Below are 18,366 nucleotides of genomic sequence, written 5' to 3'. Positions count from 1 at the left end.
CGGCTGTCAACTCCAGTCGATATCGATACTGTCCTCGACGTCGAGCTTCCGACACAGAGATCGCAGGCCGCTGTAATCCTGAACGAGAGGACGGCGGCTCCTGTCCTGCTCGACGTCGGCGAGCATCTTCTCGGCACCGCGGACGCCTTCGAGTTCGAGGATGCGTCCCCAGGTGGAGAAGTCGCTGCTCGAGAACGCGTCCATGCCGTCGACGAGACCGTCCAGGAACTTCTGGCGGTCGTTGGGCGCGAGTCGGTCGAACACGATCGCGGCCATGTCGTCGGCAATCGATGCATGGCAGTACTCGTCGCGGTTGTGCAATTTGACGGTTGCTCGGTTGATGGGCTGAATCACATCGTCGTCCTCGATCAGGTCCAGATAGGACGTGATGGAGATCTCTGCGACGGTCATGAAGGCAAGCGAGCTGATCGCTGCGGACCAGGGGTCGGCACTGGTTGCCTGCGCAGTGCGCTGCCGGCGAACAGTGGAGCTGAAGGGCAGGGACCGCTCCGACAGGGCCCATCCGCGCCCGCGTCTGGTGGCTGCGCTCGCGTTGAGGTGCATCAGCGTGTGGTACTGCTCGTCCACCATCGCTTGGGTCACTGCGACGGCCAGGGTGTCGCCCATTCCGGTCTCGAAGACGTCCTGAGCCAGAAGTGCGAAACCGGGGTGTACGACGTGCTGCTCGACGTCCATCACGTTCTTGTTGAACGCGATCCAGCCCCACGCTCGCAGTCGATCCTGCTGCTCGGGGGTCGCGCCGGTGAAGGTGTCGTGTTCGCCGAAAGGGATGAGGGCGTCGGGAAAATCCTGCTTGGTCGTGTCGAACAGATCGTCCAGCTCGGGTTCCGGCTTCTTCACGGTGGCTCGCTGCGCCCAGTTCTTCGCCAATCGGGCGACGACCGCACTCTCCACGACGTCGTCGGAGTCGAACTCCGGCAACGACGGCTGTTCCAACATCGCGTGCCTCGCCTCCGCGCTCGTACCCGTGGTCATCGGTTGTCACTGCTACCTCGAACGATACCGAACATCTCGGCGCACACGGCCCGATACCGATCCCCGCTCCCGCCCAGCGCGGTCTCTGCCTGCGTCAGCAGCCGAGCGAACTCGGCCTCGGAACCGGAGTCCACCGTCTCGCTCACCTGTCGAGTCGCTCGGCGTAGAGCCGCCCTGGCCTCGGCGGCGTGGGGATTTCCGGCCTGGACATCCCAGTAGACCTCGGGTTCGCCGCCGGTGATGCGTGCAAGGACTGCGAGCATCGTCGTGTGTGGGGGAGGTGCAACGGCGTCGATCTCGACGAACGGAAGATCCAGTTCGGCCAGGGCCAGGCCGAACGCCAGAACGCTCGCGTGCGTCAGGGCCTGCGTCGCGGCGGCGAGGCGATCGTGGCGTGCGGCATCGAGAACGACCACTCGGCCACCCCACCGCGCGATGTTCTCCAGGAAGGCGTCCACCGGTGGTCCCTGGCGATGCACGACGGCGGCGACCGGGCGTCCGGACATTCCCAGCGACGGCGCGAACATCGGATTGATGCCCACTGCCGCACCGAGATGATCGGCGTCGTTCAGGTATCGGGCGAACCCGGACTTCACCGACAGGGTCTCCACCAGAAGGGCGTCGGCGCGCACGGCCGACAGATCCGCTGCCAGTGCCACCGAAGCGGGCACCGCCAGAATCACCGTCGCAGCACGTGCCAGCACCGAAGCGAGCCGTTCGTCGGGCTCGGTGATGTTTCCGACCGTGACGGGAGAGGCGGCGTCCGGTCGGGCATGTACGTCGACGATCGTCACGGCGATGCCGTCCCCGCGCAGCAGCTCGACGATCAGGCTACCGACGGCCCCTGACCCACCGACCACCACGACCGAGTCCTCGCGCTCCGTCTGCATCACCGAGTTCATCGGTCGAGTATGTCAACGCGATGCGGCGGAGACCCAGATGGTGATGTCCGCGTGCACCACCTCCATGCCGGCGGTGTCGCGGATCGCGACCGGCACGACGATGTCGATGCCATCGGTGACCGTCCCGAAGTCGGGGACCTCGTCGAGTGCGGCGACCGCGCGCAGCGATGTGGTGGCCTTCGTCAGATACTGGACCGTCATCGATTTGGGGATCCATCGGTGCGAGGTGGGGACGGTCGCCTCGGCGAGCATGCCCATCGCGACCTCGGCGAGGTTGCAGGCCGCGATGGCGTGGAAGGTGCCCAGGTGGTTTCGAATGCCGAACCACTTGGGGGCAGTGACCTCGCAGCGCCCCGGCTCGAGCGCGACGACACGGGGCAGCACGGATGCGAAGTACGGAACCCGTAGGCACATACCTACGGAGAAGAGCGTGGAGCCGACAGTGTTGTTCGGTAGCTTCGACCAGGCGCGATAGGTCGCGCCGGTAGTGTTCTCGACGGTGGTCATGGCGCTACCTTACTGCTCGGTAAGGTAGTGCGATGGCAATCGATCGGCCCCGAGTTGATCTGATGCCCGGTCTGCGGCATACTGGTCGGGTTGCCTGGACACGGGACGCGCATGCGTGCGGCCTGAAACAGGTGAGTCGGCCGAAAAGCCGACTGAGCAAGAACATGAGACCAGCGCTCCACGTGAGCGCGTCCGGAACACCAGTTCGATCGGTGCGGATTTCGTTCGATTCGGATGGTTGAGGCGAAAGTTTCAGCGCAGAAGAATGAGCGGAATCGCGACACGCCCGACCGCGTGGACCGGAGAACCATGACAGATGAAGAGCGGCAACGGAATCAGGTCACGCCTGGTCGTCAACGTTTTTCACTGTCGTGTGTGCACGAAGGCAGTTCGAGTCGGTGGGTTTCCCACGGCTCGGGGACTGTGCAGACGAGGTGGAGCAGGCCGAACGGCCCGTTCTACGACCAAGCGGCAAGAAAAGGACACTAAGCGTGGCGGGACAAAAGATCCGCATCAGGCTCAAGGCCTACGACCATGAGGCGATCGACGCGTCAGCGCGCAAGATCGTCGAAACGGTCACCCGTACGGGTGCCCGCGTCGTCGGACCGGTGCCGTTGCCGACAGAAAAGAACGTGTACTGCGTCATCCGTTCGCCGCACAAGTACAAGGACTCGCGCGAACACTTCGAGATGCGTACTCACAAGCGGCTCATTGACATCCTCGACCCGACACCGAAGACGGTGGACGCGCTCATGCGCATCGACCTCCCGGCCAGTGTCGACGTCAACATCCAGTGAGCGCGGAGACAACGATGACTGATAACAAGAACCGGCCTGCAACAGGAATTCTGGGCACCAAGCTCGGAATGACCCAGGTCTTCGACGAGAACAACCGCGTCGTTCCGGTGACCGTGATCAAGGCAGGCCCCAACGTGGTCACCCAGATCCGCACCCAGGAACGTGACGGCTACAGCGCCGTCCAGGTCGCATTCGGTGCGATCGACCCGCGCAAGGTGAACAAGCCCACCACCGGCCAGTTCGAGAAGGCAGGTGTCACGCCGCGTCGCCACATCGTGGAGATTCGCGTTGCCGACGCCTCGCAGTTCGAGGTCGGCCAGGAGCTCACCGCTGCAGTGTTCGAGGACGGCGCATACGTCGACGTCACCGGCACCAGCAAGGGCAAGGGCTTCGCCGGAACCATGAAGCGTCACGGCTTCAAGGGTCAGGGCGCGAGCCACGGCGCACAGGCCGTGCACCGTCGTCCCGGATCCATCGGTGGCTGCGCAACGCCCGGTCGCGTCTTCAAGGGGATGCGCATGTCCGGACGTATGGGTGGCGACCGCGTCACGACGCAGAACCTCTCGGTCCACAAGGTGGACAGCGAGAACGGTCTGCTGCTGATCAAGGGAGCGATCCCGGGCCGTCGCGGCAACGTCGTGATCGTCAAGTCTGCATTGAAGGGTGGTGCACGGGCATGACCAGCCTCGAGAAGAACACCGAGACCAAGCTGACGCTCGATGTCAAGGAAGCCGGCGGCAAGACCAACGGCACCGTCGATCTCCCCGCGGAGATCTTCGACGCTCCGGCGAACATCGCGCTGCTGCACCAGGTCGTCATCGCACAGCTTGCAGCTGCTCGTCAGGGAACCCACTCCACGAAGACTCGTGGCGAGGTTCGCGGCGGCGGCAAGAAGCCGTACCGGCAGAAGGGCACCGGCCGCGCCCGTCAGGGTTCGACCCGCGCTCCTCAGTTCGTCGGCGGTGGCACGGTCCACGGACCGCAGCCGCGCGACTACAGCCAGCGGACCCCCAAGAAGATGAAGGCCGCCGCATTGCGCGGAGCCCTCTCCGATCGGGCCCGCAGCGAGCGTCTGCACGTCATCACCGAACTGGTTGCCGGACAGGTTCCGTCCACCAAGGGTGCGAAGACGTTCCTCGCCGAGATCTCGGACCGCAAGAAGGTCCTGCTCGTCGTCGGCCGCGAGGACATCGCAGCCTGGAAGAGCGTTCAGAACCTGGACGGCGTGCACCCTATTGCACCCGACCAGCTCAACACCTACGACGTGCTCAACGCCGATGATGTCGTTTTCAGCGTGGAAGCGCTGAACACCTTCATCGCTGGGCCTGCAAAGAACGAGGAGGCAAGCAAGTGACCACGATCGCCGATCCCCGCGACATCTTGCTGGCACCGGTCATCTCCGAGAAGTCCTACGGACTGATCGAAGAAGGCACCTACACGTTCCTGGTGCACCCGGACTCGAATAAGACGCAGATCAAGATTGCCGTCGAGAAGATCTTCGACGTCACCGTGACCAGCGTCAACACGATGAACCGTCAGGGCAAGCGTAAGCGGACCCGGTTCGGTTACGGCAAGCGCAAGGACACCAAGCGCGCGCTCGTAACGCTCTCCGCCGACAGCAAGCCCATCGAGATCTTCGGAGGTCCGGTCGCGTAAGCGACTGGGACTCTTCGGATATAGAGGACGAGAAGACTCATGGCAATCCGTAAATACAAGCCGACAACCCCGGGCCGTCGTGGCTCCAGCGTTTCCGATTTCGCTGAGATCACGCGTTCGACCCCCGAGAAGTCGCTGATCCGCCCGCTGCACGGTCGCGGTGGACGTAACGCACACGGTCGTATCACCACCCGACACAAGGGTGGCGGTCACAAGCGTGCGTACCGTCTCATCGACTTCCGTCGCAACGACAAGGACGGCGTGCCGGCCAAGGTCGCTCACATCGAGTACGACCCCAACCGCACCGCGAACATCGCACTGCTGCACTTCGCAGACGGCGAGAAGCGCTACATCGTCGCACCCAAGGGCATCGCCCAGGGCTCGCCGATCGAGCAGGGTGCCAATGCCGACATCAAGCCCGGCAACAACCTGCCCCTGCGCAACATCCCGACGGGTACGACCATCCACGCGGTCGAGCTCCGTCCGGGTGGTGGCGCCAAGATGGCCCGCTCCGCCGGAGCGAGCATCCAGCTCCTCGGTAAGGAAGGCCCCTACGCCACGCTGCGTATGCCGTCCGGTGAAATCCGTCGCGTCGACGTGCGCTGCCGCGCTACCGTCGGCGAGGTCGGCAACGCCGAGCAGTCGAACATCAACTGGGGCAAGGCCGGCCGCATGCGCTGGAAGGGCAAGCGCCCGACCGTTCGTGGTGTCGTGATGAACCCGGTCGACCACCCGCACGGTGGCGGCGAGGGCAAGACCTCCGGTGGACGCCACCCGGTCAGCCCCTGGGGACAGCCGGAAGGCCGTACCCGCAAGAACAAGGCGAGCGACAAGCTGATTGTCCGTCGTCGTCGTACCGGCAAGAACAAGCGCTAGGAGGGAGTTCAGAATGCCACGCAGCCTGAAGAAAGGCCCGTTCGTAGACGATCACCTCCTCGCGAAGGTTGACGTCCAGAACGACAAGGGAACCAAGCAGGTCATCAAGACCTGGTCCCGTCGATCGACAATCCTGCCCGACTTCATCGGTCACACTTTCGCCGTCCACGACGGTCGCAAGCACGTGCCGGTGTTCGTGTCCGACTCCATGGTCGGCCACAAGCTCGGGGAATTCGCACCGACCCGCACGTTCAAGGGTCACATCAAGGACGACCGGAAGGCGAAGAGGCGATGACCAACTTCACCCCCACCGCCAATCCGACTGCCAAGGCCGTAGCGAAGCACGTTCGCGTCACGCCGATGAAGGCACGTCGCGTCGTGGATCTGGTTCGCGGGCGCTCCGTCGAGGACGCGCTCAACATCCTCAAGTTCGCGCCGCAGGCAGCGAGCGAGCCGGTCGCCAAGGTGATCGCCTCCGCAGCGGCCAACGCCGAGAACAACCTGGATCTCGATCCCAGCACACTGATCGTCGCCACTGCATTCGTCGACGAGGGTGCAACCCTCAAGCGATTCCAGCCGCGCGCTCAGGGCCGGGCATTCCGGATCCGCAAGCGCACCAGCCACATCACGGTGATCGTCGAAAGCCTGCCCAAGACCGGCGGAACGTCTCGCAACCGTCGTAAGGGCCAGGCGTCCAAGGAAGGGGCTCAGTAGTGGGTCAGAAAATCAACCCGCACGGCTTCCGCTTGGGTATCACCACTGACTGGAAGTCGCGCTGGTACGCAGACAAGCAGTACTCGGAGTACGTCAAGGAAGACGTCGAGATCCGCAAGCTTCTTGCCACCGGCATGGAGCGCGCAGGCATCGCGAAGGTCGAGATCGAGCGCACCCGTGACCGTGTTCGCGTGGACATCCACACGGCACGTCCGGGCATCGTCATCGGTCGTCGTGGCGCCGAGGCCGACCGCATCCGCGGAGCTCTCGAGAAGCTGACCGGCAAACAGGTTCAGCTCAACATCCTCGAGGTCAAGAACGCCGAGTCCGAGGCTCAGCTCGTGGCCCAGGGTGTTGCCGAGCAGCTCAGCAACCGCGTCGCATTCCGTCGCGCAATGCGTAAGGCCATCCAGTCGGCCATGCGTCAGCCGAACGTCAAGGGCATTCGTGTTCAGTGCTCCGGCCGTCTCGGTGGCGCCGAAATGTCGCGCTCGGAGTTCTACCGCGAGGGACGCGTTCCCCTGCACACCCTCCGTGCCGACATCGACTACGGACTGTACGAGGCCAAGACAACCTTCGGCCGCATCGGCGTGAAGGTCTGGATCTACAAGGGCGACATCGTCGGCGGACGGCGTGAACTCGCTGCCGCTGCGGCTCCGGCCGCCGGTGCAGACCGTCCCCGTCGTGAGCGTCCCACTCGTCCGCGTCGCAGCGGTGCCTCGGGCACCACGGCGACCAGCACCGAGGCCGGCCGCGCGGCATCCGCAACCGAGGCTCCGGCCTCGACCGAGCCCACTCAGGAGGGCTGACGCATGTTGATCCCCCGCCGGGTCAAGCACCGCAAGCAGCACCACCCGAAGCGTTCGGGTGCCGCCAAGGGCGGAACTCAGGTGACATTCGGTGACTACGGCATCCAGGCTCTCGAGCCCGCCTACATCACCAACCGTCAGATCGAGTCCGCTCGTATCGCGATCACTCGCCACATCAAGCGTGGCGGCAAGGTCTGGATCAACATCTTCCCGGACCGCCCGCTCACCAAGAAGCCTGCCGAGACCCGCATGGGTTCCGGTAAGGGTTCGCCCGAGTGGTGGATCGCCAACGTCAAGCCGGGTCGTGTGCTCTTCGAGCTGTCGTACCCCGACGAGACCATCGCGCGTGAGGCACTGACTCGCGCCATCCACAAGCTGCCCATCAAGGCACGCATCATCACCAGGGAGGAGCAGTTCTGATGGCTACCGGAACCCCAGCCGCAGAGCTCCGCGAGCTCACCGGTGAAGAGCTGGTCACCAAGCTGCGTGAGTCGAAGGAAGAGCTGTTCAACCTTCGTTTCCAGATGGCTACCGGCCAGTTGGACAACAACCGTCGACTGCGCGTGGTGCGCCACGAAATCGCGCGTATCTACACGGTGCTTCGTGAACGTGAGCTCGGCTTGGCCTCTGGTCCTTCCGAGGACACAGCAGGTGACGCAGCATGAGCGAGGAAAACACTGTGACTGAAGAGCGCAACAACCGTAAGGTTCGGATCGGCTACGTCGTATCCGACAAGATGGAAAAGACGATCGTGGTCGAGCTCGAGGACAGGGTCAAGCACCCCCTCTACAGCAAGATCATCCGTCGCACCACCAAGGTCAAGGCACATGACGAGAAGGGCGATGCCGGCGTAGGCGATCGCGTTCAGCTCATGGAGACCCGTCCGCTGTCCGCCACGAAGCACTGGCGACTGGTCGAGGTTCTCGAAAAGGCCAAGTAGTACCTGCACACAAATGCCCGCTCCCTTCCTGGGAGCGGGCATTTCTGTGTTCCGGCCGCGCAGCCTATCTGCCCAACAAGCCGCCGAGCGCGCCGCCCACACCGGCCTGCTCACCACTGCCGCTGCCACCGATCATCCCGCCCGGCGGCTGCTCCGACGGCTGTACGACGACAAACCCTTGGCCCGCGAACTCGAGGGTGAACCGCTCACCGGTCGATCGACCGATCAGCGTGCCGAGACCGAACGAATCGTTCTTTTTGACTCTCGTCTGCAACGAGGACGACCACGCAACCGCAGCCTGCGGATCGGCGAATGTGGGCTGATCGACGTTCAGCACCACCGGAATGCCGTCCGTCGTGATGGCGATCCGTCCGCGGCCGGTGAAAACACAGTTGAAGAAGCCCGCGTTACCGCCTGCCGCAGCGCCCTGCACACGCTTGACGTCGTAGCTCAGCGTGGACTCGAAAGCCAGAACGTTGGCACCGTTGATGGTCAGACCGTCGGACCCGTCCAGGTCGATCAGATGGACGTCCTGAGCTGCGTTGGCGAGAAAGAAGTCGCCCTGGCCTGTGACTTTCATCAGAGGGACACCCTCGCCCGAGAGCGCCTGCTTGAGCGCCCGGCCGATACCACCCGAGCCCTTCGCCTCGAACCGGAGATCGCCCTGGTACGCGACCATCGAACCGGCCCGGGCCATCACGTCACCGTTCATCCCGATTCGGCACATTTTGCTGCCCTGCTTCTGTATGCCCGAGCCGGGAACCTCGGCGTGGGCGGGCGTGAACAATTCACTTCTCATGGCCAGGACTCCTTGTCGAGCAGGTGAATTCACTGTGGGATCGGTGATGGGTGAGGACGGCTCGGCGGGCACCGGTCGCTCGTCCGTTTCGATGCTGATGCCGAAGGCCGTGGCCAACCCCGCCAGGCCATCTGCATAACCCTGGCCGACGGCACGGATCTTCCACTGCTCGCCGCGGCGGTAGAACTCGAGACACACCAGCGCGCTCTCGTCTCCGAGTGCATCGGCAGCGAATGCCACCAGCGCTGTGTTCGACGCATCGGACACCGTCACCGCCGTCGGTCCCGCAGCCGCGAATGTGGCCGGCCCCGTTCCGTCGAGAGACGCCGCCACGGCCACGGTATCGACGCCGGCGGGGACGGCGGTGGCGTCGAACATCAGCAGGTGCCCGGTCGATGCACGGCGATACTCGACACCGGGGGCTGATGGCTGGTTGTAGAACACCAGGTCCGCGTCCGAACGCACCCGCCCGTCCGGCCCCAGAAGCAGCGCGGAGACATCGACCGAGGTCGACGCCGCGAGCGTCACCGTCAGAGGACCGGCAGGAGCGGGGCAGTTCTCCCCGCGTGCGAGGGTTTTCATCGAATCCAGTGTGCCACTGTCGAGGGCGTCACGACTGGCGCGCCAGCTCGATGACCTCTTCCTCGGTCGGCGGACTCTTCGGATGGTAGGACAGGCACAGCGGGGTGGCCGTACGACGAAACTCTGCGCCCTCCACGGCCGCGTAGAACTGACCGGCAGGCAGGCGTCCGACGTCGGGAACCGAGCCACCCTTCACCCGCGCCATCTCTTTGGCTGCCTCGACCTGCGAGGGACTGTTGAGCAGGCCGTAGAACTGAGTGGACGCATTGCCGGCGATTCGATTGTGCAGGCCTTTCGGGGCCTGGGTGGCGAACACCAGACCGAGCCCGTACTTGCGTGCCTGCGATGCCAGAGCGAGAGTGCTGTGTGTCGCAGCGGTCGTCCTGTCCGAGGGCGCGAAGTTCTGCGCCTCGTCCATCACGAACAGCCCACCCAGCGGCCGGTCGCCCGCAGGGTTCTTCTTTATCCAGGCGAACAAACCCATCTGCAGCTGGTTGACGAAGCTCTGTTTCTGCTCGTCGGTGGTCAGGCCGGCGAGGTTGATCACCGAGACCCTGGCCTTCTTGCCCTCTGCCGGAGTCAGCAGAACAGCGGGATCGACCGGGGTACCCGCTCCCGCGAACATCGGATCGTTCGCGGCGGCGGCCTTGAGATTCTCGGCCAGTCCGGCCGCGATGCGCACCGCATCGCGCATCTCGCTGGCGTCCTCGGGGAACTCTTCCAACAGGTCGATGAAGGCGGTCAGGTCCCCGCCCTGTGGCCGTCGACCGAACAGGTCGAGCGCTGACTTCAACACGGCCCGACCGTGTTTGGACTTTTGTGAAGTGCCCAGAACGCCCGCAGCCGGTTCGAGTGAGGCCAGTGCGGACTCGACGGACGCCTCGAACTCGTCGGCGTCGCCGAGGACGCTGACGAAGTCGGGAAGTGGCTGGAAGCTCAGCGGCCGACCCGAGGACTTGCGGGGCGTCCAGACCACGACGTCGGTGTCGCGCAGGTACGCGGTCGCCTTCGCTTCGTCCCCCGGTGGCCACGTCCGCTCGTCCTCCGGCCATGCGGTGCCGAGTCGAGCCAGGTCGTTGTTGACGTCGAGCACGATCGCCGAAACTCCCTGCAGGGCACACTCTTCCACCAGGCGACGAATCAGCACCGTCTTGCCCGAACCGGAGCCCGCGAAGATCGCAGTGTGCTTGCGTAACGCTTCGAGTGGAACGGCGACGTCCGCACCAGTGCTGAGTTCGGCACCGACCACGATGGACGGTCGCCGCGGCGACGCGGGCTGCGCTGCGACGCTCGGCGTCTCGGGTTCGATGAGGGCGGTGTCGTCGTCGACGACACTGACAGCGGGCAGCACCGCCCGGAACAATTCGACATCGTGCGCCGGCTTGCGTGCGAGCAGCCAGGACGTGAGTGCGGGGGAGTTCTCGGTCAACAGGATCGACAACGCCGCCAGAGCCCTGCGGTCCTCGTCGCCGAAGGGCACCACGATGCCTCCGGCGCGGCGCAGGGCCGCGATGGTCTGCTCGGTTTTCGCTCCGTTGGGCCACGGATCGTTTCTGATCAGGATCAGCCGACGCCTCGGCATGTCTATCCGCAGACCCGCCGTCGTCACTGCGCGCTCGACGCGGGCCAGCGCGGCGCGGGCGTTACCGGACGTGACCGCACGGAAGCACCAGTGCTCTTCGTCGTCGGTATCGGTGTCGACGGTGTGGCGCAGGCGAGCGTGCAGCGCGGGCTTGCCGCTCGGCGGCGGATCCTGGGCCAGGCTGTCGTCGGACGACTGATGCTCGTGAATCCACGCGGTCAGGCCCGCGGACAGCAGTGCGGGAACGATCGAGTCCTCGCTGTCGGGTCGGAGCGGAATCGAGACGTCGACCTGCTCGCGAAGTTGCTTGTAGCGATCGTCGAGCGCGTCGAGTTCGTTGACCCGCGCCGTGGGTAGATCCGGCGCATCGGCCGGACCCGACCTGTCGGTGAAGCTCGCCAACTCCGACGCAACGCCGGCGTCGAGGCAGTGCCTGATGTGGCGATCGACGGCGATGAGCAGCTGGCGCGGAGTGAAATCGGGGGCCTGCTCGAACGCGTCGGGCGCGACCGGCCACGTGGGGTGCGGCGGAGTGAACCCGGCTTCGAGGAAGCACGCTGCCAGACGTCGTCCGAGAAGGAGGCGTCCGATGTCCGACGATGGAATCGGTTTGAGCGACTGAGTGACGCGGAAGCGGTCACGCATCGGCGCGACTCCGCGGGCGGCGATCAGTTCCCAGGCACTCGACAGCGCAGAAAGTACCGAGGCAGTGCGGGGGAGGGTCTCGCGCAACGACATCAAGCCGTGCGCGAGTTGCTCGACGACCTTGTCTTCCTGAGCGTCGGCGAACTCCTGATCCGATCCGGTACGAGACTGCGCCACGAGTGTGTCGATCTGGTCGATCGCGAGAATCGTCGGACCGGTGATGGCAAGCAGACGCGAGATGTTCTCGGCGATGCCCTGATGGCCGAGTTCGGCCCGACGGATGCCCCAGGCAGAGAACTCGTCCGGATCGACGTCGTCGATCGATTGCAGGTATGCGTCACCCAGATCCTGAACTGCCGAGTCGGGGGCGATGGACAGCACGAGTGCGCGCAGCGTGTGCTGCGACGTCCGGCGGTGACGGGGGTGGACCTTGTACACCGCAGTGACGAAGGCATCGAGCGTCTCGGCGTCGATCATGTTCTCGCCCATGATCTTTGCGCGTTGATCGTCGCCGATCTCGCCGATCTCGCACAGGCGTCGGAGCAACAGCCCGAGCTGGCTGTCCGATCCACGACCGGACGGACGCATCAGGTCGTCGAGCATCCCCATCAGCGTCGAGCGCCAGAATCCGGCAGCGTCGAGCAACCTGATCAGGAAGAAGTAGCCGCCCTTGAGCTGCACTTCTTCGCGCACCTGGCCGAGCAGGTGCGTCTTGCCCGAACCAGCCGGGCCGCGCACGACGACCCCGAGCGGACTGGCGTCGTCGGAGGCGTCCGCGTCGTCGTAGGCATTCATCACTTCGAGGAACACTCGTTCGTGCATTCCCGGCACGTGCACGTTCGACTGCGAACGCCACACGTCGTCGGGGGTCGGTGCCCAGCTCAACCGCACCGATTCGAGAGCTCGGATCTGCTCGCTGTCCGTCATCGTCGACTCAACGCCCATCATGGTTCGATCGAGAGAAGGTGGTTCTGCTGGTTACCGACGACAACGGCCGCAGCGCGTTCCTCGTCGGTCAGGGTCTTCTGATTCTCTTCGGGAATCAACGAGACGTCCGCCGCACGACGCAGACGCGCCAGGGCGTCGTCGAGATCGCTTCTGGGTATGTCGCGCAACTCGTTTCGCAGCCTGGAGAGTCGCACGGTGCTGCCGGGTTCGCGGGCGAGCCGGGCATAGGCCGCGCGAATCGAGGCTTCGATGTCGACGGTATCGGAACCGACGGCCTTCTCGTCGATTGCAGGTTCGTCGGGTGCAGCCTCGTCTCCGCGGGGCGAGAACACGTCCGCCGGACGGCTGTCGGTGCGGTCGAGCCACCGACGCAACCCGGCCAAGACGGTGAACATGGCCTTTCCTGCTCCCGTCGACCGGGCCGGTGGCTCCCCGCCGATGAGTTCGCCGCAGGTGCGCCAACCCTTGTCGGTCAGTTCGAGAGTCATCGGTCGGACGGATGCATTCACCTCGATCAGACCGGCATTCTTCAGCCTGTCCCGGGACGGCTTCGCGAGCTCGGGTCCCATCGCTCTGAGTTCGGAGTTCTTGACCGGACTTGCCTCGGCCATCAGGACGAGCAGCACTGCCGCTTCCGTCCCGTTCAGGTCTTCGGTGCTCATCGAGGATCCCCCTTCGATCGTCTTCTCGATACTGCCTCGCGGATGGTAGCGACCACACGTTGCGGATCGTCGATCACCTGAGCATTGGTGAAGCGCAACACCATGTAGCCGTGTGTCTGCAGTTGGTTGTCACGGACGCGGTCCTCGGCGAACCGATCGACGGCCCGGTGCTCGTTTCCGTCGATTTCCACCACGACCTTCTCGGTGCGCCACAGTACGTCGACCGTGAACGGTCGGCTGAGCTCGTCGAGCCGAATCGAGCGGTTGTGCTCACGCCCGGTGGCCCAGTCATGGGCGTCCAGCGCGCGGCACAAACGCTTTTCGGGTTCGCTCGCCGGGTGGGGGTGACCCGCGATCGGGGGATAGCTGAGCGGCCGGAATCGATCGAGGACAGTGCTGACGCCGTCGGGTACTTCCGGCGCACGTACCGAGACCGACGGGAATCGGTCCATGTTCGACGCCACGAGGCCCGTCACCCAGACCCCTGCCCCGGCGTGGGCGCACAACCATTCCGCGGCTCCCGCGACGACTCCGGCGTCCGTTCCGACGGGCACGACCAACACGAGGGCAACAGTGCTTCTGTGCTGAGCGGAGGCGAGTACTCGGGCCGACCCTGCGGCTCGGGTCTCGACGGTGAATGCGGTTCGACGCGGCGACCGCCCCGCGATCGCGGCGTCCGCGAGGGCACCGACGTACGGACCGAAGTGCGCTGTGTCGCCGGCGAGCCGCACGGCGGCGACGCGTGCAGCGCGCCGATCCAAGGTCGACGAGCCTTCGTGGTGGTCGAATTCCGTGAGCAACAGCGGAACCGAGTGCACTGCCGCGTTCTCGAGTTCTGTGACCACCGCATCGACGAGATCGACGGCACGATTCGCCGACGCGGGATCGACCGCGAAGAACACGATCGAGGGCGCGTCCGACGGCAGAGGGTTCACGGACTCGGCGAGTTCGCGCTCGGTTGCGCCGTGCAGTCGGACGACCCTATCCAGTGGCAGACTCGACCACCAGCCGCCGTCGTCGCCCGTCGACGTCATCGCCGCGCCCCGCTGATCCGAAGATGTCCCATCCCCGAAACCGTACCGAGAGTTCTGGGTTCGCAGGCGACGGCCGGTGCTCGAGCGATGGCGATTTGGATCCCGAGGGCCCGTTCCCCTACACTTGACCGGTTGCCTGTGGCAGCGGTGTGTCTTCGTGCGCCCGCTCTCGGCAGCCGACCGCGCGTGTCGGGACGGAAATCCGGCACGTACGTACATCCAGGTCAAGGAGAAGTTAGTGATTCAGCAGGAGTCGCGAGTACGCGTCGCTGATAACACGGGCGCGAAGGAAATCCTTTGCATCCGCGTTCTCGGTGGTTCGTCACGTCGCTACGCCGGAATCGGCGACATCATCGTAGCTACGGTGAAGGACGCCATTCCCGGTGGAAACATCAAGAAGGGTGAGGTCGTCAAGGCGGTCATCGTCCGCACCATCAAGGAGCGTCGCCGTCCGGATGGCTCGTACATCCGTTTCGACGAGAACGCTGCGGTGCTGATCAAGCCCGACAACGATCCCCGTGGAACTCGTATCTTCGGCCCGGTCGGCCGTGAGCTGCGTGAGAAGAAGTTCATGAAGATCGTCTCGCTCGCCCCGGAGGTGCTGTAAATGAAGGTGCACAAGGGCGACACCGTTCTCGTGATCGCAGGCAAGGACAAGGGTGCCAAGGGCAAGGTCATTCAGGCCTACCCCGCTGACTCCAAGGTTCTGGTCGAGGGTGTGAACCGCATCAAGAAGCACACCGCGGTCTCCGCCAACCAGCGCGGCGCATCCTCGGGTGGCATCGTCACTCAGGAAGCCCCGATCCACGTATCGAACGTCGCAGTGGTCGACTCGGACGGAAACCCCACTCGCGTGGGCTACCGGACCGATGAGGAATCCGGCAAGCGCGTTCGTGTTTCCCGCAAGAACGGGAAGGACATCTGAGATGACTACCACCGAAAACATCGCGGGCGAACAGCCCCGCCTCAAGGCGCGCTACCGCGCCGAGATCAAAGACGCCCTGAACACCGAATTTGCATACGAGAACGTCATGCAGATCCCCGGCATCGTCAAGGTCGTCGTCAACATGGGTGTCGGCGACGCCGCCCGTGACGCCAAGCTGATCAACGGTGCAGTTGCCGACCTCGCTGCCATCACCGGCCAGAAGCCGGAGATCCGCAAGGCTCGCAAGTCCATCGCACAGTTCAAGCTGCGCGAAGGAATGCCCATCGGCGCACGCGTCACCCTCCGTGGCGACCGCATGTGGGAGTTCCTCGACCGTCTGGTCTCCATTGCCCTTCCCCGAATCAGGGACTTCCGCGGCCTCTCGGGCACGCAGTTCGACGGCAACGGAAACTACACGTTCGGCCTCAACGAGCAGTCGATGTTCCACGAGATCGACGTGGACAAGATCGACCGTCCGCGCGGCATGGACATCACCGTAGTAACCACCGCAACCAACAACGAAGAAGGCCGCGCGCTGCTCAAGCACCTCGGCTTCCCGTTCAAGGAGAACTGAGTCCATGGCGAAGAAGGCATTGGTCAACAAGGCCAACAAGAAGCCGAAGTTCGCGGTGCGTGCATACACTCGCTGCAACCGCTGCGGCCGTCCCCATTCCGTGTTCCGCAAGTTCGGCCTCTGCCGTATCTGCGTGCGCGAGATGGCACACGCCGGAGAGCTTCCCGGAGTTCGCAAGAGCTCCTGGTGATCTGAGGCCTTCGGGCTTCACCACACCATGCTGATGGGCGTGGGTTCCTTTCGAGGAACCCACGCCCATTTCGTGTTTCTCAGGCCCGGAGCTTCATACCGACCACACGTCGTGTCGCAGGTCGAGCGATCGGGTCAGAGCCAGTGCGGCATCGCGATCATCGCTCTCGACGATCATGAGCAGGCCACGTTCGGACATCGCCGACGCGAAAGCCTCGGCGGAGACGGTCCTACATCCGGGTGGCATACTCGGGTCTCCGAGTTCTCGATAGGTGTCGGCAATCGCTACTCCGTCCTCGGCTGGGTCGAATCCCCAGACGGTCACGAAATGCCCTACGCTCCAATCGAATTCGGTCAACTCTGCAGTATGTACATTCGCCAGCAGGCTGAATCGGAGCTGCGCGTCCGCAAGGCGGGAAAGAAACAGACGCAGTCTCTCGGTACCGGGTCCCCTGATCGGAACTACGGAAACGCGGTGGTCGGTCGCCGTCGCGATGCCCGCCGCGAGACCTGCTGCTGTGGTCCCGGCTGCATCGATCGATGCAGCCCTCGGCAGTACATCCCACCCGTCGGTGATCCGTGGCGATCCAGGGGGACGCGCCGACTCGACCTCGATCGGCCAGATCGCGGATCCCGATGCGACCGCGAGTGCCGTCACATCCGGTGCGTCTTCGTCGAGAACAGCGGTCAACGCTACCGATGCCGAGAACGGTCCGCAGAGTTGATCCGGTTGCGGCAGAACACGATCGAGTGCGGAGACGATTGCACCTGCGCCGGGGAACCGTCGCAGCATCTCAGTAGATCCAGCGCAACGATTCGAGCAGTTCGTCCTCGTGGTGACTCTCTGCCCACGCGGCATCGGCGTCCCGGCACGCAACGAACGCGCCCAGAAGATCCTCGCCCAACACGTTCGCGACGAGTTCGGATGACAGCAGGTTCTCCCGCTGCTGAGCATGGGTCGTCGCGAGTGGAGAGATAACCGCGGCGTCACGACGTGCGTCGTCCCAGCCGCCCACATCCTCCTGAACCGGTGACTGCAACTGCGCGCCATCTGCCACACCCGACAGACCGGCCGCGATCGTGACGGCCAGCGCCAGGTACGGATTGGCCGACGCATCGCACGCTTTCAACTCGACGTTGGTGTGATTCGGCCCGAGCAGCGGCGACGACGGTACGAGCCGTACGGCGGCCTCACGGTTCTCGACGCCCCAGAACCCGAAGGCACCGGCCCAATAGCCGGGTCGACGACGCAGCAGCGATCCCGAACTCGGTGCCGTGATGGCAGTGAGTCCCGGCAGTTCTCGAACCAGGCCGGCGATGTACGAACGCCCGGTGTCGGACAGCCCGTGCTCTCCGTCGCCGGTCAGCGCGTTGCGACCGTCGCGGACCAGCGACGTGTGCAGATGCCAACCATTGCCTGCACTGCTCGACGACGGCAGGGGAGCGAAGCTGGCCCGCAGACCCAGAGCTTGTGCCGCTGAGTGGATGGTCTGCCGCGCGAGGATCTGTGCATCGGCCGCGGCAAGCGGATCGAGTGGACTGAGTGCGATCTCGATTTGGGAAGCGCCGTACTCGGCGTGAATCTGGCCGATGCTCAGACCGTTCGTGGCAAGCGCGTTGAGCAGCAGCACGATGAATTCGTCGACGTCGCGTACTGCGTTCGCAGAGTAGGCAGGTCCGCGATGAGCGGACAGGCCGTCCGATTCGCGGGTGAGCGCGAACTCGATCTCGAATCCGGCCCGCACTTCGAAACCGGCATCGGCCGCCAGTTGCACCTGCCGCTCGAGAACCGCGCGTTGATCGTAGGGCCAGGGAGAGCCGTCCGCCGAGAGCTGCCGGCCGTGTACCCAGGCAAGCCCCGGTTGGCCGGCAAGTGCGACCACGCTCGACGCGTTGTCGATCACCGGAATCAACCGCACATCGCCGGACGGCGTCGACAGTCCATCGTGGGCGAACGTGATCCCGTCGTGCGAATCGAACACCGCGAACACCGCGGTGACTCCTACTCCGCGTCGCGCGACTGCCGTCAATTCCGCGGTGGGCACGGTGCGTGATCGGACGATGCCGTTGTTGTCGACCCAGCCGATGGTGACCCCGGCGATGTTGCGGTCGCGCAGAGTGTGAGTGAGGTGGTCGATGTCGACTGCCTTCGAGTCCGTCATGGTCCGACGTTAGCGAAGAAGTCGGAGTCCGGGTATTCAACTGGACCTGCGGGTTGCGAAATGGCTG

General features: G+C 64.6%; 24 protein-coding genes. 15 read left to right on the top strand and 9 right to left on the bottom strand.

Annotated elements, in window-relative coordinates:
• Positions 1-6: 6 nt before the first annotated feature.
• Genes CH291_RS01050 through CH291_RS01040 form a run of 3 tightly spaced genes read right to left on the bottom strand, consistent with a single transcriptional unit; the run spans position 7 to position 2,405 of the window.
• The gene (locus tag CH291_RS01050; protein ID WP_094686506.1) at positions 7-960 is read right to left on the bottom strand and encodes an AurF N-oxygenase family protein; all 954 of its coding nucleotides are present in this window, start codon (positions 958-960) and stop codon (positions 7-9) included.
• A gap of 32 nt (positions 961-992) precedes the next feature.
• On the bottom strand, positions 993-1,898 hold the full coding sequence (locus CH291_RS01045) for a prephenate dehydrogenase dimerization domain-containing protein (protein WP_256980679.1): 906 nt from the start codon (positions 1,896-1,898) through the stop codon (positions 993-995).
• 12 nt (positions 1,899-1,910) lie between these two features.
• Positions 1,911-2,405 carry a hotdog fold domain-containing protein gene (locus CH291_RS01040; RefSeq protein WP_068051390.1) on the bottom strand — a complete coding sequence of 165 codons (495 nt, stop codon included), beginning with the start codon at positions 2,403-2,405 and terminating at the stop codon, positions 1,911-1,913.
• 491 nt (positions 2,406-2,896) lie between these two features.
• Between CH291_RS01040 and rpsJ the strand changes: the two genes are divergently transcribed.
• The 11 genes from rpsJ to rpsQ are packed head-to-tail and all read left to right on the top strand — an operon-like array spanning position 2,897 to position 8,197.
• A complete protein-coding gene (rpsJ, locus tag CH291_RS01035) occupies positions 2,897-3,202 on the top strand; it encodes a 30S ribosomal protein S10 (RefSeq protein WP_003938093.1) in 306 nt (101 codons plus the stop codon).
• A 14-nt stretch (positions 3,203-3,216) separates the two neighbouring features.
• Positions 3,217-3,882, top strand: a complete 666-nt coding sequence (gene rplC / locus CH291_RS01030) for a 50S ribosomal protein L3 (protein ID WP_027496309.1) — start codon at positions 3,217-3,219, stop codon at positions 3,880-3,882.
• Positions 3,879-4,556, top strand: a complete 678-nt coding sequence (gene rplD, locus CH291_RS01025; RefSeq protein ID WP_008718317.1) for a 50S ribosomal protein L4 — start codon at positions 3,879-3,881, stop codon at positions 4,554-4,556. Before rplC ends, rplD begins: the two co-directional genes overlap by 4 nt.
• Positions 4,553-4,858 carry a 50S ribosomal protein L23 gene (gene rplW, locus CH291_RS01020; RefSeq protein WP_027496310.1) on the top strand — a complete coding sequence of 102 codons (306 nt, stop codon included), beginning with the start codon at positions 4,553-4,555 and terminating at the stop codon, positions 4,856-4,858. Before rplD ends, rplW begins: the two co-directional genes overlap by 4 nt.
• A 39-nt stretch (positions 4,859-4,897) precedes the next feature.
• A complete protein-coding gene (rplB, locus tag CH291_RS01015; RefSeq protein ID WP_008718311.1) occupies positions 4,898-5,734 on the top strand; it encodes a 50S ribosomal protein L2 in 837 nt (278 codons plus the stop codon).
• Between the two features lie 13 nt (positions 5,735-5,747).
• Positions 5,748-6,029, top strand: coding sequence for a 30S ribosomal protein S19 (gene rpsS, locus CH291_RS01010; protein WP_008718309.1), 282 nt, complete (start codon positions 5,748-5,750; stop codon positions 6,027-6,029).
• Positions 6,026-6,448 (top strand): 50S ribosomal protein L22, encoded by a 423-nt coding sequence (gene rplV, locus CH291_RS01005; protein WP_037188319.1) that lies wholly within the window; start codon positions 6,026-6,028, stop codon positions 6,446-6,448. The genes rpsS and rplV overlap by 4 nt, the downstream gene beginning before the upstream one ends.
• Positions 6,448-7,257: a 30S ribosomal protein S3 gene (gene rpsC, locus CH291_RS01000; RefSeq protein ID WP_027496312.1), complete on the top strand. Its 810-nt coding sequence runs from the start codon at positions 6,448-6,450 to the stop codon at positions 7,255-7,257. Before rplV ends, rpsC begins: the two co-directional genes overlap by 1 nt.
• A gap of 3 nt (positions 7,258-7,260) precedes the next feature.
• Positions 7,261-7,677, top strand: coding sequence for a 50S ribosomal protein L16 (rplP, locus tag CH291_RS00995; protein WP_027496313.1), 417 nt, complete (start codon positions 7,261-7,263; stop codon positions 7,675-7,677).
• Positions 7,677-7,922: a 50S ribosomal protein L29 gene (rpmC, locus tag CH291_RS00990; protein ID WP_032376634.1), complete on the top strand. Its 246-nt coding sequence runs from the start codon at positions 7,677-7,679 to the stop codon at positions 7,920-7,922. Before rplP ends, rpmC begins: the two co-directional genes overlap by 1 nt.
• On the top strand, positions 7,919-8,197 hold the full coding sequence (gene rpsQ / locus CH291_RS00985) for a 30S ribosomal protein S17 (RefSeq protein ID WP_032376635.1): 279 nt from the start codon (positions 7,919-7,921) through the stop codon (positions 8,195-8,197). The genes rpmC and rpsQ overlap by 4 nt, the downstream gene beginning before the upstream one ends.
• Positions 8,198-8,261: 64 nt before the next feature.
• Here rpsQ and CH291_RS00980 read toward each other — a convergent pair whose 3' ends face one another.
• From CH291_RS00980 to CH291_RS00965, 4 genes are read right to left on the bottom strand one after another with little or no spacing between them, the layout of a single operon-like run.
• The gene (locus CH291_RS00980) at positions 8,262-9,578 is read right to left on the bottom strand and encodes an AIM24 family protein (protein ID WP_094686482.1); all 1,317 of its coding nucleotides are present in this window, start codon (positions 9,576-9,578) and stop codon (positions 8,262-8,264) included.
• 28 nt (positions 9,579-9,606) lie between these two features.
• The gene (locus CH291_RS00975; RefSeq protein WP_094686504.1) at positions 9,607-12,732 is read right to left on the bottom strand and encodes an ATP-binding protein; all 3,126 of its coding nucleotides are present in this window, start codon (positions 12,730-12,732) and stop codon (positions 9,607-9,609) included.
• A 17-nt stretch (positions 12,733-12,749) separates the two neighbouring features.
• Positions 12,750-13,415 carry a hypothetical protein gene (locus CH291_RS00970; protein WP_094686481.1) on the bottom strand — a complete coding sequence of 222 codons (666 nt, stop codon included), beginning with the start codon at positions 13,413-13,415 and terminating at the stop codon, positions 12,750-12,752.
• On the bottom strand, positions 13,412-14,449 hold the full coding sequence (locus CH291_RS00965; RefSeq protein WP_094686480.1) for an endonuclease domain-containing protein: 1,038 nt from the start codon (positions 14,447-14,449) through the stop codon (positions 13,412-13,414). Before CH291_RS00965 ends, CH291_RS00970 begins: the two co-directional genes overlap by 4 nt.
• Before the next feature lie 238 nt (positions 14,450-14,687).
• On the opposite strand from CH291_RS00965, the gene rplN reads away from it, so the two are divergent.
• Genes rplN through CH291_RS00945 form a run of 4 tightly spaced genes read left to right on the top strand, consistent with a single transcriptional unit; the run spans position 14,688 to position 16,138 of the window.
• On the top strand, positions 14,688-15,056 hold the full coding sequence (gene rplN / locus CH291_RS00960) for a 50S ribosomal protein L14 (protein WP_032397538.1): 369 nt from the start codon (positions 14,688-14,690) through the stop codon (positions 15,054-15,056).
• A complete protein-coding gene (gene rplX, locus CH291_RS00955) occupies positions 15,057-15,374 on the top strand; it encodes a 50S ribosomal protein L24 (protein ID WP_008718278.1) in 318 nt (105 codons plus the stop codon).
• A gap of 1 nt (position 15,375) precedes the next feature.
• A complete protein-coding gene (rplE, locus tag CH291_RS00950; RefSeq protein ID WP_008718275.1) occupies positions 15,376-15,948 on the top strand; it encodes a 50S ribosomal protein L5 in 573 nt (190 codons plus the stop codon).
• 4 nt (positions 15,949-15,952) lie between these two features.
• Positions 15,953-16,138, top strand: a complete 186-nt coding sequence (locus tag CH291_RS00945; protein ID WP_008718273.1) for a type Z 30S ribosomal protein S14 — start codon at positions 15,953-15,955, stop codon at positions 16,136-16,138.
• Between the two features lie 93 nt (positions 16,139-16,231).
• Here CH291_RS00945 and CH291_RS00940 read toward each other — a convergent pair whose 3' ends face one another.
• Both CH291_RS00940 and CH291_RS00935 read right to left on the bottom strand, forming a co-directional pair.
• Positions 16,232-16,930, bottom strand: a complete 699-nt coding sequence (locus CH291_RS00940; protein ID WP_094686479.1) for a DUF3303 domain-containing protein — start codon at positions 16,928-16,930, stop codon at positions 16,232-16,234.
• Position 16,931: 1 nt separating this feature from the next.
• Positions 16,932-18,299, bottom strand: coding sequence for a glutamine synthetase family protein (locus CH291_RS00935; protein ID WP_094686478.1), 1,368 nt, complete (start codon positions 18,297-18,299; stop codon positions 16,932-16,934).
• Between the last annotated feature and the right edge of the window lie 67 nt (positions 18,300-18,366).

Origin of the sequence: Rhodococcus sp. 14-1411-2a (assembly GCF_002259485.1) — a bacterium.
In the GTDB taxonomy this organism is placed as follows: domain Bacteria; phylum Actinomycetota; class Actinomycetes; order Mycobacteriales; family Mycobacteriaceae; genus Rhodococcoides.
This window is presented reverse-complemented; position numbering and strand designations above follow the sequence as displayed.

Bases quoted from the DNA above. Each gene is read 5' to 3' on its own strand.
- CH291_RS01050 (WP_094686506.1), bottom strand. From the start codon at position 960: ATGTTGGAACAGCCGTCGTTGCCGGAGTTCGACTCCGACGACGTCGTG.
- CH291_RS01045 (WP_256980679.1), bottom strand. From the start codon at position 1,898: ATGAACTCGGTGATGCAGACGGAGCGCGAGGACTCGGTCGTGGTGGTC.
- CH291_RS01040 (WP_068051390.1), bottom strand. From the start codon at position 2,405: ATGACCACCGTCGAGAACACTACCGGCGCGACCTATCGCGCCTGGTCG.
- rplC (WP_027496309.1), top strand. From the start codon at position 3,217: ATGACTGATAACAAGAACCGGCCTGCAACAGGAATTCTGGGCACCAAG.
- rplD (WP_008718317.1), top strand. From the start codon at position 3,879: ATGACCAGCCTCGAGAAGAACACCGAGACCAAGCTGACGCTCGATGTC.
- rplB (WP_008718311.1), top strand. From the start codon at position 4,898: ATGGCAATCCGTAAATACAAGCCGACAACCCCGGGCCGTCGTGGCTCC.
- rpsS (WP_008718309.1), top strand. From the start codon at position 5,748: ATGCCACGCAGCCTGAAGAAAGGCCCGTTCGTAGACGATCACCTCCTC.
- rplV (WP_037188319.1), top strand. From the start codon at position 6,026: ATGACCAACTTCACCCCCACCGCCAATCCGACTGCCAAGGCCGTAGCG.
- rplP (WP_027496313.1), top strand. From the start codon at position 7,261: ATGTTGATCCCCCGCCGGGTCAAGCACCGCAAGCAGCACCACCCGAAG.
- rpmC (WP_032376634.1), top strand. From the start codon at position 7,677: ATGGCTACCGGAACCCCAGCCGCAGAGCTCCGCGAGCTCACCGGTGAA.
- rpsQ (WP_032376635.1), top strand. From the start codon at position 7,919: ATGAGCGAGGAAAACACTGTGACTGAAGAGCGCAACAACCGTAAGGTT.
- CH291_RS00980 (WP_094686482.1), bottom strand. From the start codon at position 9,578: ATGAAAACCCTCGCACGCGGGGAGAACTGCCCCGCTCCTGCCGGTCCT.
- CH291_RS00975 (WP_094686504.1), bottom strand. From the start codon at position 12,732: ATGACGGACAGCGAGCAGATCCGAGCTCTCGAATCGGTGCGGTTGAGC.
- CH291_RS00970 (WP_094686481.1), bottom strand. From the start codon at position 13,415: ATGAGCACCGAAGACCTGAACGGGACGGAAGCGGCAGTGCTGCTCGTC.
- CH291_RS00965 (WP_094686480.1), bottom strand. From the start codon at position 14,449: ATGACGTCGACGGGCGACGACGGCGGCTGGTGGTCGAGTCTGCCACTG.
- rplX (WP_008718278.1), top strand. From the start codon at position 15,057: ATGAAGGTGCACAAGGGCGACACCGTTCTCGTGATCGCAGGCAAGGAC.
- rplE (WP_008718275.1), top strand. From the start codon at position 15,376: ATGACTACCACCGAAAACATCGCGGGCGAACAGCCCCGCCTCAAGGCG.
- CH291_RS00945 (WP_008718273.1), top strand. From the start codon at position 15,953: ATGGCGAAGAAGGCATTGGTCAACAAGGCCAACAAGAAGCCGAAGTTC.
- CH291_RS00940 (WP_094686479.1), bottom strand. From the start codon at position 16,930: ATGCTGCGACGGTTCCCCGGCGCAGGTGCAATCGTCTCCGCACTCGAT.
- CH291_RS00935 (WP_094686478.1), bottom strand. From the start codon at position 18,299: ATGACGGACTCGAAGGCAGTCGACATCGACCACCTCACTCACACTCTG.